This window comes from Niallia sp. FSL R7-0648 (genome assembly GCF_038007005.1).
In the GTDB taxonomy this organism is placed as follows: domain Bacteria; phylum Bacillota; class Bacilli; order Bacillales; family Cytobacillaceae; genus Niallia; species Niallia circulans.
On the sequence record NZ_JBBOWE010000001.1, the window covers coordinates 3,543,142 to 3,556,984 of the forward strand.

Annotated in this window: 11 protein-coding genes; 2 read left to right on the forward strand and 9 right to left on the reverse strand. The window is 36.2% G+C overall.

The features are described from left to right. Positions 1-493: 493 nt before the first annotated feature. Complete coding sequence (locus NSQ89_RS17445) at positions 494-1,333, reverse strand: aldo/keto reductase (RefSeq protein ID WP_047943916.1); 840 nt, start codon at positions 1,331-1,333, stop codon at positions 494-496. Further along, a complete protein-coding gene (locus NSQ89_RS17450) occupies positions 1,330-2,514 on the reverse strand; it encodes an MFS transporter (RefSeq protein ID WP_095258565.1) in 1,185 nt (394 codons plus the stop codon). The genes NSQ89_RS17445 and NSQ89_RS17450 overlap by 4 nt, the downstream gene beginning before the upstream one ends. 197 nt (positions 2,515-2,711) lie before the next feature. Between NSQ89_RS17450 and NSQ89_RS17455 the strand changes: the two genes are divergently transcribed. Next, positions 2,712-3,074 (forward strand): winged helix-turn-helix transcriptional regulator, encoded by a 363-nt coding sequence (locus tag NSQ89_RS17455; protein WP_047943915.1) that lies wholly within the window; start codon positions 2,712-2,714, stop codon positions 3,072-3,074. A gap of 566 nt (positions 3,075-3,640) precedes the next feature. Here the strand turns inward: NSQ89_RS17455 and NSQ89_RS17460 are convergent. Then, positions 3,641-5,062 carry a S41 family peptidase gene (locus NSQ89_RS17460; protein WP_047943941.1) on the reverse strand — a complete coding sequence of 474 codons (1,422 nt, stop codon included), beginning with the start codon at positions 5,060-5,062 and terminating at the stop codon, positions 3,641-3,643. Between the two features lie 154 nt (positions 5,063-5,216). Here NSQ89_RS17460 and NSQ89_RS17465 point away from each other — a divergent pair, with 154 nt between their 5' ends. Next, the gene (locus tag NSQ89_RS17465; protein WP_095258525.1) at positions 5,217-6,044 is read left to right on the forward strand and encodes a manganese catalase family protein; all 828 of its coding nucleotides are present in this window, start codon (positions 5,217-5,219) and stop codon (positions 6,042-6,044) included. A gap of 94 nt (positions 6,045-6,138) precedes the next feature. Here NSQ89_RS17465 and NSQ89_RS17470 read toward each other — a convergent pair whose 3' ends face one another. The 6 genes from NSQ89_RS17470 to NSQ89_RS17495 form a co-directional block, all read right to left on the reverse strand. Then, positions 6,139-8,319 carry a heavy metal translocating P-type ATPase gene (locus NSQ89_RS17470; protein ID WP_341132952.1) on the reverse strand — a complete coding sequence of 727 codons (2,181 nt, stop codon included), beginning with the start codon at positions 8,317-8,319 and terminating at the stop codon, positions 6,139-6,141. A 260-nt stretch (positions 8,320-8,579) separates the two neighbouring features. Then, the gene (locus NSQ89_RS17475; protein WP_047943913.1) at positions 8,580-8,918 is read right to left on the reverse strand and encodes an ArsR/SmtB family transcription factor; all 339 of its coding nucleotides are present in this window, start codon (positions 8,916-8,918) and stop codon (positions 8,580-8,582) included. A gap of 216 nt (positions 8,919-9,134) precedes the next feature. Continuing rightward, positions 9,135-10,535 (reverse strand): murein hydrolase activator EnvC family protein, encoded by a 1,401-nt coding sequence (locus NSQ89_RS17480; RefSeq protein ID WP_047943912.1) that lies wholly within the window; start codon positions 10,533-10,535, stop codon positions 9,135-9,137. A 207-nt stretch (positions 10,536-10,742) separates the two neighbouring features. Further along, entirely contained in the window at positions 10,743-11,636 is an 894-nt protein-coding gene (ftsX, locus tag NSQ89_RS17485) for a permease-like cell division protein FtsX (RefSeq protein WP_047943911.1), read from the reverse strand. Continuing rightward, positions 11,626-12,312 (reverse strand): cell division ATP-binding protein FtsE, encoded by a 687-nt coding sequence (gene ftsE / locus NSQ89_RS17490; protein ID WP_047943910.1) that lies wholly within the window; start codon positions 12,310-12,312, stop codon positions 11,626-11,628. The genes ftsX and ftsE overlap by 11 nt, the downstream gene beginning before the upstream one ends. Before the next feature lie 675 nt (positions 12,313-12,987). Beyond that, positions 12,988-13,806, reverse strand: coding sequence for a YitT family protein (locus NSQ89_RS17495; protein WP_047943909.1), 819 nt, complete (start codon positions 13,804-13,806; stop codon positions 12,988-12,990). Positions 13,807-13,843: the final 37 nt, after the last annotated feature.

The window sequence follows — 13,843 nt, forward strand, 5'->3', positions numbered from 1 at the left end:
TACATTTTTTTTAGATTCCCACCATGATTTTAAAATATAAGTAAGTGATATAATGACTTATTAGCTGTTATTATACTAATTTGGTTGCGAATTTATTTGTATGAATAAGACGAACAATCTCTAATTTAGTGGTGAAACCAATTCATTCCATTACACTCCGTTTTTAAAGATTATTTGTTTTTCAGCAAACTAAAATTACTAGGAAAAAACAGAGCAGCCTGAATACACGTAGACTCCTATGGGAGCTGCGAGGAAGTCCAAGACCCCGCAGGAACGTAGTGACGCTCGCCCCATGGAAAGCGAAGTGTATTCAGGCTGCGGGTGATTACCTCAAACCTTCTTTCCTAAATTTAATTAACCCCCGAACAATTATACGAATATTTTTTAGTGTGTACATATAATTGTTCGGGGCTATATTTGATTGAAATACTTATGGCCCACCCTTTTGTACTACTTCTATTTGTTTCTTTTCAGAAATGGGATTAACGCTCCATTAAAAATCGAAATTATCTGGATCAGGACCAACTCGTTGATCCAAATTTAAGGCATCAATTTGTTCCATTTCGTCTTTTGATAATGTGAAATCAAAAACATTTCCATTTTCGATAATACGGTGCTCTTTAACGGATTTAGGAATCGTAATAATACCATTTTGCAAGTCCCAACGAATAATTACTTGTGCAACAGATTTCTGATGTCTTGCAGCTATTTCCACTAATTCCGGCTGATCGAATAATTGTCCTTGCATTAACGGAGACCATGCTTCCACTTGTATACCTTTCTCTTGGCAATAAGCTATTAACTCTTTTTGTGTAAGCCTTGGATGCAATTCGATTTGATTAATCATTGGTTTCACTTCCGCATCTTTCATCAAGTCTTCTAAATGATGGATTTGAAAATTACTTACTCCAATTGCTTTAACCCTGCCTTGTTTATATAGTGTTTCTAACGCTCTCCATGCGTCTTTATATTTTCCTTCTTTTGGCCAGTGAATAAGATATAAATCTAAATAATCGAGTCCGAGCTTTTCTAAACTTACTTCATATGCCTTTATTGTTTCTTCATATCCTAAATCGTCTGTCCATACTTTTGAAGTAATAAATAAATCATCTCTTGTAATGCCTGCTTCTTTCATGCCTTTCTTTATTCCTTCGCCTACCCCTGCTTCATTAGCATAAATAGCCGCTGTATCAATACTACGGTAGCCATTCTTAATTGCAGAGCTTACAGCATCCACAAGCACTTGCCCTTCCTCCACTTTAAATACACCTAATCCTAGCCAAGGCATTTTGATTCCGTTTGTTAGTTGAACTGTATCTTGTAAGTTTTTCATCGTGAAATAACTCCTTTTTTCAATGAATTTTTTTCTAAAATTAAGCTGAAACCAGTTAGGAGAATAGCGGCAATAACCATGATTCCGCCTACCCACGAAGTATGGATAAGCCCTAGTGAATTGGTCACTATCCCTCCCAAGTAAGAACCGATTGCTATTCCTGCGTTAAAAGCTGCAATATTTACAGCAGAGGCTACATCTACTGCACTTGGTACATAACGTTCTGCGAGCATTACTACATAAACTTGCAGCCCCGGAACATTCATAAATGCTAATAAGCCCATAAAAAGAATACTTATTAAGCCAATTACCTTAAATGGAAGGGTAAAGGACAAAACAAATAGGATAATAGCTTGGATAATAAACATAAAAAATAATGCCCGAAGCGGGTTTTTGTTTGATAACTTGCCGCCAATCATATTACCAATGGCAATTGCTACACCATACAATAGTAAAATTCCTGCTACTGTATTTTGCTGAAAGCCTGTTACTTCATGCAGTAATGGAGAAAGATACGTGAAAACCACAAATGTTCCTCCATAGCCTAATGCTGTAATTAAAAAAAGCATTAGTAGTCGTAGGTTTGTAACTAACTGCAACTGATCTTTAAAGGTTGCACGGCCACCTTTCGATAAGTTATTTGGCACAAGCAAACTATTGGCGATAAACGCAATGATTCCAATAATAACAATGGTGATAAATGCTAATCTCCAGCCAAAGTGCTGACCGATAAATGTCCCAAAGGGAACACCTGTTACAGTGGCAACCGTTAATCCGGAGAACATGATAGAGATAGCACTTGCTCTTTTTTCTTTCGCTACTAGATCTGCTGCAATCGTGGAACCAATCGACATAAATATACCGTGAGCAAAAGCTGATACAATACGTGCAATCAGTAAAATAGTGATATTGGGAGCAAATGCAGCCATACTATTACCAATAATAAAAACAATCATGATCCCCAATAATAAAGATTTTCGTGAAATATTAGAGGTAATAGCTGTCAAAACAGGTGCTCCAAATGTAACGCCTAGTGCATAAATAGAAACAGTTAATCCTGCTGTTGTAATCCCTACCCGAAAGTCATCGGCAATCAAAGGTAATAATCCAACGCTTATGAATTCAGTAGTACCAATAGCAAAAGCACTAACAGCCAAGGCTATTAACGCAAATGTATTCATATTTTGCTTCAACTTCCTTTTCCTCCTCTTACATATATCGCTAACCACTAGTGGTATTTTTTGTAGTTTTGCATTTTAACCGGCTAGTGTTATTATGAATCATATAAGATAAATAGAAAAGTACGTACTTTTTTGTAATGTAGGAACCTAAAGGTAATATAGGTACAAAAAAGTTCCTATAAAAAATGGAGGATATTATGGAAAATAAAAAATACAATATATCAGTTGAAGCCACTTTGGAAGTAATCGGCGGTAAATGGAAGTGTGTAATTTTGTGCCACTTAACACATGGCAAAAAAAGAACAAGTGAATTAAAACGCTTAATGCCAAATATTACGCAAAAAATGCTTACACAGCAATTAAGGGAATTGGAAGAAGACGGTGTTATCAATCGTATAATCTATCAACAAATACCACCAAAAGTAGAATATGAATTAAGTGACTATGGAAAAAGTTTAGAGCCCATTTTAAATGCTCTTTGTGAATGGGGAGATACTCATATCACAAAAATATACGGAGATAAGAACTTAATGCTGGAAGATAGTGTGTTAAATAAATAAAACATTATTGAGACTGTGGACAAAACAAAATATAAAATGAGTAAAAATGAACATCCTCTAACTTAGTAGGAAAACCATTTTTTCCATTGCGCTGCAACCACTCTATGCGCCGGAGAGCAAGTTTTAGAACGCTGTATTCTTTAGGTGAAGAAGACAGGCTATTTCTTTATTATTTTGGTCAGCATGAGGGGGTTTTGCACTTTTTCTTCTGGGAGCGGGCACAGCTAATGTTCCTCTGTTACTTTTTTGCTCTGCTCCTCTTCCTTTTTGGCACAGAGCACGTTCCTCTGTTACTTCTTCCTTTTATCTATGTAAAATACTTACTTCTTTCAAATTTTCTTCTTTCCTCTTTATTATGAACCTACTTTTTCATCATGCACAATGCAGTGATAAAGAAGTTCAAGCGCAGCCCCATGGAAAGCGAAGCATATTCAGCCTGCGGGTGATTTCCACAACTCTTCTTTCTTTAAATTAAATAACCCGAACAATTATCCGAAAAACCTAATAGTATCTTAAGGATAATTGCTCGGGTTTATCTGGTTGAATTCTTTGTGCCCTACGTTTTATTAATGAACTAAATAGCGGATAGCTGTTTGTAATTGAATATCGTTTTCGTCCTTTTGTTTTTCTATCCTAACTGCTTCCTCCATCTTTGCAGCTGTTTTTCCATCTATCACACCAGTAACCTCCAGTGCATTTTTGCTTTGAAATGCTCTTACAGCTACTTCTGTTTGCGGACTATAATAGCCATCTTGCCTATCTGTTGTGAATCCTAAGCTTGTTAAAATTTCTTGTGCATATTGGACCTGTTCATCATTATCCTCAGGCTTAAGTGAATCTACAATCTGCAATGGGTGGGTATGATATAAGTCCGTTTGCTCGACTTCGATAGTGGGCTTTATTCCTTGTCTATGAATCCAATTTCCATCAGGAGTAAGCCATTTAGAAACCGTTAGTTTGATTTCACTGCCATCATCCATTAATATAGGCTGTTGGACGGTTCCTTTTCCAAATGAATTTTCGCCAATTAGCGGATATCCAGCTCCCTCTTTTAAGGCAGCAGCTAAAATTTCGGACGCCGATGCACTTCCATTATCAATCAATACTACAACTGGATATTCCTTTTGTTTCTTCAAATCAGAATAAAACTGTTCACGATCTCCATTTCGATTCTCTACTTGCACATAAGGTTTTTTATTTGTTAAAAATTGTTCTACGATCGCATTTACACTTGTTAGCAAGCCACCAGGATTACCACGTACATCTAAAATTAGACTTGAAATACCATTTTTCTCTAATTTGCTTAATTCCTTTTCAAACTCACTTGCTGTATCTTTAGAAAATGATGTAATTTCTATATAACCAATCTTTTCTCCACCGTCTTTTATGATATTAGAATAAACCGTGATTTGAGGCACTTCATCGCGGACAATTTCCAATTTTAATGGTTTATCGACTGTTGCTCGCTTTATTTCTAATTCTACCTTTGATCCTTTTTCCCCTCTGATTTGGCTGATAACGTCATTAAGATCTTTTCCTTCTACGTTTTCTCCATTTACTGAAATTATTTGATCTTGAGGTTTAATACCTGCTTTTTCTGCTGGAGACCCTTTTATTGGTGACACAATGATCATTTTATCTTCTTCTATACTAATTTCTGCACCAATTCCTTCAAAAGAAGAATCAAGAGCTTGTTCAAATTGCTTTGCGGCTTCTTGATCCATGTAAACAGAGTATGGATCCTCCAATGTAGCCAGCATCCCTCTTATTGCACCATCTTCTAACTTTTGCTTGTCTACATTTTCCACATAGTTTTGCAAGATTATTTGATAGGCTTTATCCAATTTATCAAGCGAACCAGCCTCCATTGATTGATTATTTAATTGTTCCTCCTGTCTTTTTTCCAACACGTTTATTCCTATATATGTCATTCCTGATCCTGCTAATAAGGAGCCTGCCATATAAATAGCCAACCACTTCCGATTCATTGCAATCGTCCCTTCTTCTGCCACGATGTATTTATCCTTTTTTTATGTATATGAAGGGCTCGGACAACTTATGATTGAAACTATTTTTCAAACTGGACACGTACCTATAAAGAAAGCATGCATAGTATATAAAGAATTATGAGGAGGGGAACCAATGTTTTTTCACATCAAAGAGCTGGCCTATGAAGCAAAACCTGAGAGGCCGGATCCCGTTTTCGCTAAAAATTTACAGGAACTAATCGGTGGACAATTTGGAGAAATGTCGGTCATGAATCAATATTTATTCCAAGCTTGGGGAACAAGAAAAAATGATAAATATCGTGATTTATTATTAGATACTGGAACAGAAGAAATTGGCCATATTGAATTACTATCAACCATGGTAGCAAGGTTATTAGATGATGCCCCCGTTACCGAGCTTGAAACAGCAGCTGCAAGTAATCCCGCAATGGCGGCTATTATTGGTGGAACTAATCCACAGCATGCGATCGTTTCAGGACTTGCCGCAATGCCAAAGGATAGCGTAGGTGTACCTTGGAATGGAGGATATGTGGCTGCAAGCGGAAATCTACTCGCTGATATGCGCGCAAATTTAAATGCAGAATCGCAAGGCAGGCTCCAAGCAGTCCGGTTGTTTGAGCAGACCGATGATCGAGGCATTAAAGATATGTTATCGTATTTAATTGCACGGGACACGATGCATCAAAACCAATGGCTTGCCGCTATTTACGAATTAGAGCAACAAGAAGGCGTAGTTGTACCAAACACTTTCCCTAGAAAATTAGAAAAGACAGAAGTATCTTATCTCTTTCTTAATCATTCAATGGGAGATGAAAGCAGTAAGGGGAGATGGGCATCGGGACCAAGCATGGATGGTATGGGAACATTCCAATATGTCCGAGATGTACCACCATTTGGCTCTGCACCTAAATTAAAGCCTGCTCCTCCAGCTGAACATAATACTCCTCCTAATCTTAAATAGGGGTCAATTTCATTCAAATAAAAACGGAGCCAGTGGTAAGTATACTAGCTCCGTTTTTTCTTTGGAAATGAGTCCCCTCTCGGAAATTCTCTCTTTATAACCCTTTCACATGCAATACTCTCATTGCATTAAGAACGGCAAGAACAGTAACACCTACATCAGAGAAAACTGCTTCCCACATCGTTGCAATCCCAAATGCGCCTAGTAGTAAAAAGATTGCTTTAACTCCTAAAGCAAATATTATGTTCTGCCACACGATTCGGCGTGTCCGTTTTGCAACAGACAGTGCTGTTGCTATTTTAGAAGGCTCATCTGTCATAAGGACGATATCTGCTGCCTCTATTGCTGCATCAGCACCTAAACCTCCCATTGCCATTCCCACATCTGCTCTTGCCAGAACAGGTGTATCATTTATGCCGTCTCCAATAAAGAGAATTTTTTCCTTTGCTTGCTTATGCTGATCAAGCTTTTCGATTTCTTCTACTTTGTGCTGTGGCAATAATTTTGCATGAACTTCATCTATTTTTAAAAGAGTCCCAATCTTAGAGCCAACCTTTTGAGCATCACCAGTTAACATCACCGTTTTCTTAATTCCTTGTTCTTTTAATAGTTGGATGGCTTTCTCTGCATCCTCTTTTATCTGATCAGAAATAACAATAGAACCGATGAATTCTTGATTTGCTGCCACATAAATAACTGTTCCGACTTCTTCGTTTGGTAAATAGCTGATATTTTCTTTTATCATCAGTTTTTGATTACCTGCTAATACTTTTTTTCCATCTAGCTCTACCATAATTCCATGACCCGATAATTCTTGATATTCTCCTATGCGTTCCTCCATGATCTGTCCCTGATATGCTTTGCGAATGGATTCAGCAATTGGATGATTAGAATGCACTTCTGCATATGCTGCATATTCCAGCACTTCTTTTTCTGCAAATCTAGGTGCTGGGTGAATGGAATCTACTTCAAATACTCCTTTTGTTAAAGTACCAGTTTTATCAAAAACAACATACTTCACATCATTTAAAGCTTCTAAATAATTGCTTCCTTTTACTAAAATTCCTTTTTTAGATGCTGCGCCAATTCCACCAAAGAATCCTAATGGAATAGAAACAACAAGCGCACAAGGACAAGAGATAACAAGAAAGACAAGGGCCCGATACAGCCAGTCTGAGAAAGTAGCACCACTTATTAAGAGTGGTGGTACGATAGCTAATAATGCAGCTGTTATTACTACTACTGGTGTATAATATCTTGCAAATTTAGTAATAAAATTTTCAGTAGGAGCTTTGCGGTTACTGGCATTTTGAACAAGCTCCAGTATTTTCGTAACAGTTGATTCTCCAAAGTCCTTTGTTACTTCGATTGTTAATACACCCTGATTATTAATATAACCACTAAGCACCTCATTGCCGATTTCTATATCTCGCGGAATGGACTCTCCTGTTAAAGCGGATGTATCGACAGAAGAGCTTCCTTCTATCACTCGCCCATCAAGCGGAATTTTCTCTCCAGGCTTTACGATAATAATATCTCCGATGTTCACTTGCTCTGGAGATAGCTTCTTCAGTTCAGAGCCAACTTTTACATTGGCATAGTCTGGTCGTATATCCATTAAGCTAGTAATCGATTTTCTAGAACGATTGACAGCTATCCCCTGAAATAACTCGCCTATTTGATAAAAAAGCATAACAGCTACGCCTTCAGGATATTCCTGAATAGCAAAAGCTCCTAATGTAGCGATAGACATAAGAAAATGCTCATCAAATACTTGCCCACGTAAAATATTTTTTATCGCTCTAAATAAAATGTCTCCTCCAACAATTAAATAGGCCAAAAAGAAAAGAGCAAATTCCGATATTCCGGTTAAAGGAGCAAAAAATCCAATTGCTGCTACAATCGTTCCAGCTGCTAATCTTCCAACTAATCTCTTTGTATTCCCTGTACCATGGTCATGGGAATGCTCATGACCATGAGCGTGATCGTGGTAATGCGGATGATCAGGAGATGGGGGGGAAGTAGCTTTTTTCCTCTTTTCTACCATCTTTACATGTGGCTCTAGTCTTGTAATTGTTTTTTCTGCTTTTGCTAATATACTCTTTTCGTCTATTTCATCCATCTGTAAATGTAATGTTTGTGTAGCAAAGTTAACCGTGCATTCTCTGACTCCATTAATGGCTGCTATTCCATTTTCTATTTTCATTGCACAATTTGCACAGTCCAAGCCTTCTAATATAAATTCTTTTTTCCGCAGCTGCTTCTCTTCCTCCATTTCTTTCCCTTCTTTCCTTTAATTTTGATCTATTATATACAATTACTTCTACTTTTAATATATGCACAAATATTCATATACTCATATTTATATTATATGAATAGTCTAATAAAAGTGTCAATCCACTTTCAGATTTTTTGTATAAAAAATACCATTAAAATTTAGAGTAAAAACACTTTAATCAGAAATGGCTATAAAAAAACTGTAGAATTCATCTATCTATTATAGAAGCTTCTACAGTCCATCTAATTGGTATTTTTTTAATGATGTCTTGCGTGATCAATCATTTGTTTTAACACGCCCATTACATGCTCATCATCACATGAATAAATCATAGTAGTTCCTTCGCGTTTATATTTAACTAAACGCAAATTCTTTAGAAAGCGAAGCTGATGAGAAACCGTGGATTGAAGCATACTTAGGCTTTCTGCTATTTCATTAACTGAATGTTGTTTTTTTGATAATAGATGGAGAATTTTTATTCTGGTAGGGTCTGATAATGCTTTAAATGTTTGAGAAACAATAAATAATGTTTCTTCATCCAATTCAAACTTATTTATGGAACTCATTGATTCCTTTTTCTCATTAAATTCGCTCATCTCTATTCTTACCCCTTTATTATTACAAACCTTTCCATCTATTATAGCATAGAAATGATTGCTTTCTGTAGTAACATGATTCTTGCTAAAATCGGTTCTAACAACAAAAAACAATGGCGTTCATTTAAAATGAACGCCATAAAGTCAGGTTTCGGAGAACAAAGAGATTAGGTTTAACTCTCCTTATTTCGGATAAACTAATACTATACTATTCTATTACAATGGAACAATTCCAACTGGGTTAATAGCATTGGATTTCGCTTGATTCCAAGGCCCTTTATGCAATTCGAAATGTAAATGCTGACCAGTAGAATCACCTGTATTACCCATTGTACCGATTTGTTGTCCTTTAGAAACGACATCACCTGCATTTACTAAACGGCTGCCTTCTCTCATATGTGCATACACTGTTGTGTATTGTTGACCATTAATATAATGACTAATAAAAATAACTTGTCCATAACTGCTTGAAGGATATGATCTAATAACTACTCCATCAGCAGCTGCGTATATTGGAACTGTTCCAGTCGCTGCAATATCAACACCTGCATGGAAAGTCCCCCAGCGATGACCTAGCCCTGAAGATAAATATCCTCCACCTGCTGGACGGGTAAAGCTGCCAGATGATACAGAAGTTTTTGGCTTGGATGCAGGAGAATTGCTTCCGCTATTAGATGAAGCAGTTGTTTTTGAAGCTGCTTGAGAAGTAGCTTTTGTATTATTAGCCGCTTGCTTTTGTGCTGCAGCTCTTTCAGCCGCTGCCTTTGCTTCTGCTGCTTTTCGTTGTTTTTCTGCTTCTGCTGCTTGTCTTGCTAATTCAGCTTGTCTTTCCTTCTCTAACTTGATTGCTTTTTCCATCGCCACTTGTTGATCCTTCAATAGCTGTTCTTCCTCTTCTAAAGAGAGCATTTCTGCATGAACATGATTTTCTTCTTTTTCCAATTGAGCCATTAATTTATCTTTTTCTTTTTTCTCTGCGTTCAATTGAGAACTCAGTGATTCAAGATCAGCAAGCATGGTTTCAAGTGCATTTAATTTTGACTTTAGCTCAGCTTTGGATTGTTCCAATAACTTTTTATCTGCTTCTTGTTCTTTAATGATTGTTTGATCAGCTTCTACGATTGTTGCTACTGCACCAACTCTATCAATAAAATCACTGATGCTTTGTGAACCCATTAACACATCTAGGTAATTAACCATACCACCTGTTTGTTGATAAGATCTTGCACGTTCCTTCAATAATTCATTTCTTTTTTCAATTCTTGCTGTTACTTCTTCAATTTGCTTCTCTAATTTTTTTACTTCTTCTTTCGTAGTGGAAATTTGTTCTTTTTTCTCTGTAATTTTGACTTGTGTACTAGAGATAGAAGTATTTATTCTTTTAATCTCTGTTTCTACTGAATCTTGTTTAGAATGGATATCATCTAATTTATTGGATGAATCATCTAGTTTTTTCTTTACGTTACTATGCTTATTTTCAATATTACTTTTTTCCTTATTCAATTCACTGAGTGAACCTTGGGCAGATACTGGTGATGCCGTAATAGATGTATAAGCGATCATACTACTTACACTTAGTGTAGATACAAGTGTTAATTTTGCTAGTTTCTTTTTCATTTAGTACAAGCTCCTCCCCCGTATACCAATCGTAAAGTTGGTAAACCTGATGCTTTCTCTCTTTTTTATTACTTAATCCCCAAGTCTAAACAATAGCCAACAAATCTTTAGAAAACAGCATTTTTTCCAATATAATAGCTTGAAGCACTGTAGTTCTCGCTCTTCAAGCTATTGACCATAAGACTAATTTATTTAACGACAACTACTTTACACTCTTAAAAACTTGCGGATACTCATTACGGAACCCCATATTCCAATCACCGCTCCCATTACTAGAAGTAATCCGGATACTTGGAATACAAATGGAGTATAATCCAGAATTTTAATATAGCTTCCTGCTAATTTTGCAATTAAGAACTGATATGCATAGTAATATATTGCGCTAACTGCAGCTATCGGGATAATCGACCCTAATAGGCCCAGCCACATACCTTCTAAGAAAAATGGCCAGCGGATGAACCAGTTAGTCGCTCCTACTAAACGCATAATTTCAATTTCTTTTCTTCTTGCTACAATTGTAATCTTAATTGTATTAGAGATTAGGAACATCGCTGTAAATAGCAATCCAATAATCAGGACAATTCCTACGTTTCTACTCAAATTAATTGCGCTAAACAACTTTTCAACCGTGCCTTGTCCATACCTTACTTTTGCAACATGTTCAAATTTCTCAATCTTCTTTACTACAGCTAATGTATCCTCCGGATCTTTTGTTTTCACCACAAATACGTCATTCAACGGGTTATCCTGTTCAAAAAGTTTAAAGGCATCCCCATCTTCTCCTAGACTAGTGATTAAGTTGTCCAGTTCTTCTCCTTTAGGTGAGAAGATAACACTACCAACTTCAGGAATCCCCTTAATTTCTTCTTCTAGAGCGCTTTTCTCTTCTTTCGTTGCTGCCACATCAATATGCACTCTGATCTCTACATTTTCTTCAATGGAAGTCGCTACATGATTTAAATTCATCATAATAACGAAAAAAACACCAACAAGAATTAATGTGATCGTTACCGCACTGACAGAGGCAAATGTCATCCAACCATTACGAAGAAGGCTTTTAAAACTTTCTCTTGTATGTCTCGCTACTGTTCTAGCCTTCATAGCCGTATTCACCTCTCGTTTCGTCCCTTACAATTCTGCCGCCCTCAATAGCAATAACACGATGCTTAATCGTGTTAACAATTTCACGATTATGTGTTGCCATTACAATGGTTGTTCCTCTATTATTTATCGTTTCAAAAATATTCATAATATCCCATGACGTTTCGGGATCCAGGTTACCTGTAGGTTCATCTGCAATTACCAGTTTAGGAGAATTAACGATCGAGCGTGCAAGCGAAACACGCTGCTGCTCTCCTCCAGATAATTCTGTTGGCAGCATTCTTGCCTTATGCTTTAATCCAACTAGCTCTAAAGTATCCATGACTTTTTTCTTTATATTTTTTGGGTTTTCTTCAATAACTTCTAATGCAAAAGCCACATTTTCAAAAACAGTTAACGTGGGAAGAAGTTTAAAATCTTGAAAGACAACTCCCATGTTTCTTCTTAATAACGGAACTTTCTTATCTTTTAATTTTTCTAAATTAATACCATTTATTCGAATACTTCCTTGTGTGGGCTTTTCCTCACGATACATCATTTTAATGAACGTAGACTTCCCTGCACCACTTGGTCCTACTACATAAACAAATTCACCTTGATTAATCCTAACATTTATTCCATTAGCGGCTATTACACCGTTCGCATACTTCTTCATTACATTTTTCATTTCTATCATCTATTATCACACCTGAATTATTTTTTGTATGGATTATTGAAAAGCGAAGAAGGTACATATGAGTTTGAAAACATAAACGAATCACTGAAGAGTTATGATAGAAGTGATTTGGTTTATGAATTTATCCCCTAGCAATAAGTTTTATTTCTTTCACTTATTCCTTCCACTTTTCCATATGATTCAAAAACCAAAATTCGACAAGTTTCAACCGACTAAAAGTGACAATCTGCAATCTCTGCAGGTTGTTCCTTTTCTTACTTAAATTATTATATCATCATAATACGACAAATTAATGTAAAAAATTATTACATTTTCTTTTCAAACATAACATAAAGTACTATTGATTTCAGCACATACCAGCATTTCCTATTAATATAGTACTACAAATCGACCTATTTCCCCTTTATTTTTGTAATTTTCCTTGATAAATAGTATTATATACCTAAAAACACACATTAATATATCCAGTATTTACATAATGAAGGGATGCTTTTAGGCGGCAAAAAAGTTCATAAAATTAATTTTGTCTGCTTTTATAGGAGCAAAAAGAAAAATTCGACAAAAACAGGTCAGCTTTTTTCCCTTTCTCTGTTAAAATCAACATAAAAAAATATCTTTTTTAGTCCAATTCCTATTTCACGAATCAAATCTAAAAAAGATACTCTCATTTACTATTTATTTAAACCCTCTCCCGAGAACCTCTGAAGCGTCTGTTACAACAACAAAAGCTGTTTCATCGATTGATTGTACTAATTGCTTGAGCTTGATAAATTGAGATTGGTCTACGACACACATTAAAACAGGTCTTTCTGAATCTGTATAACCACCATGCGCTGTTAATCTTGTTACGCCACGATCAATCTTATTTAAAATCCCTTCTCTTACTTCTTCTTGCTTATCTGTAATGATTAAAGTCATTTTGGAACTGCCAAAGCCCACTTGAACCAAATCAATGGTTTTGCTCGTTACAAATAGGGCAATTAAAGCATATAAACCTTGTTCAATACTGAAGACGATAGAAGCGGTGATGACGATTACGCCATCGATCAGAGCTACACACTTTCCTAACGAAATGCCTGTATATTTGTTGATAATTTGTGCGGCTAAATCTGTGCCGCCAGTAGATGCTTTGCCTCTAAAAACAATACCAATCCCCAGGCCAATACCGATTCCGCCATATATCGCAGCTAATAAAGGTTCATTGGTCCATGGCTCCAATCCTCTAGAGAGATACACAACAAATGGCAAAAATACGGTACCTATTAATGTTTTCACTCCAAAGTTTCTTCCTAATAATATAACCCCTAACACAAATAATGGAATATTAAAGGCCCACTGTACATAGGCTGGCTCCCACTTGAATACCGCCTTCGTAATAGTGCTTATTCCACTTACACCGCCAGATGCAATATTATTAGGTAATAAAAATAAATTAAAGGATAAAGCGACAATAGCCGACCCTATTAGCACATAAATATATTCGCGCCATTTCATTTTTTTACACCTCTATTTTCTTGTCAGTTTATGTCAT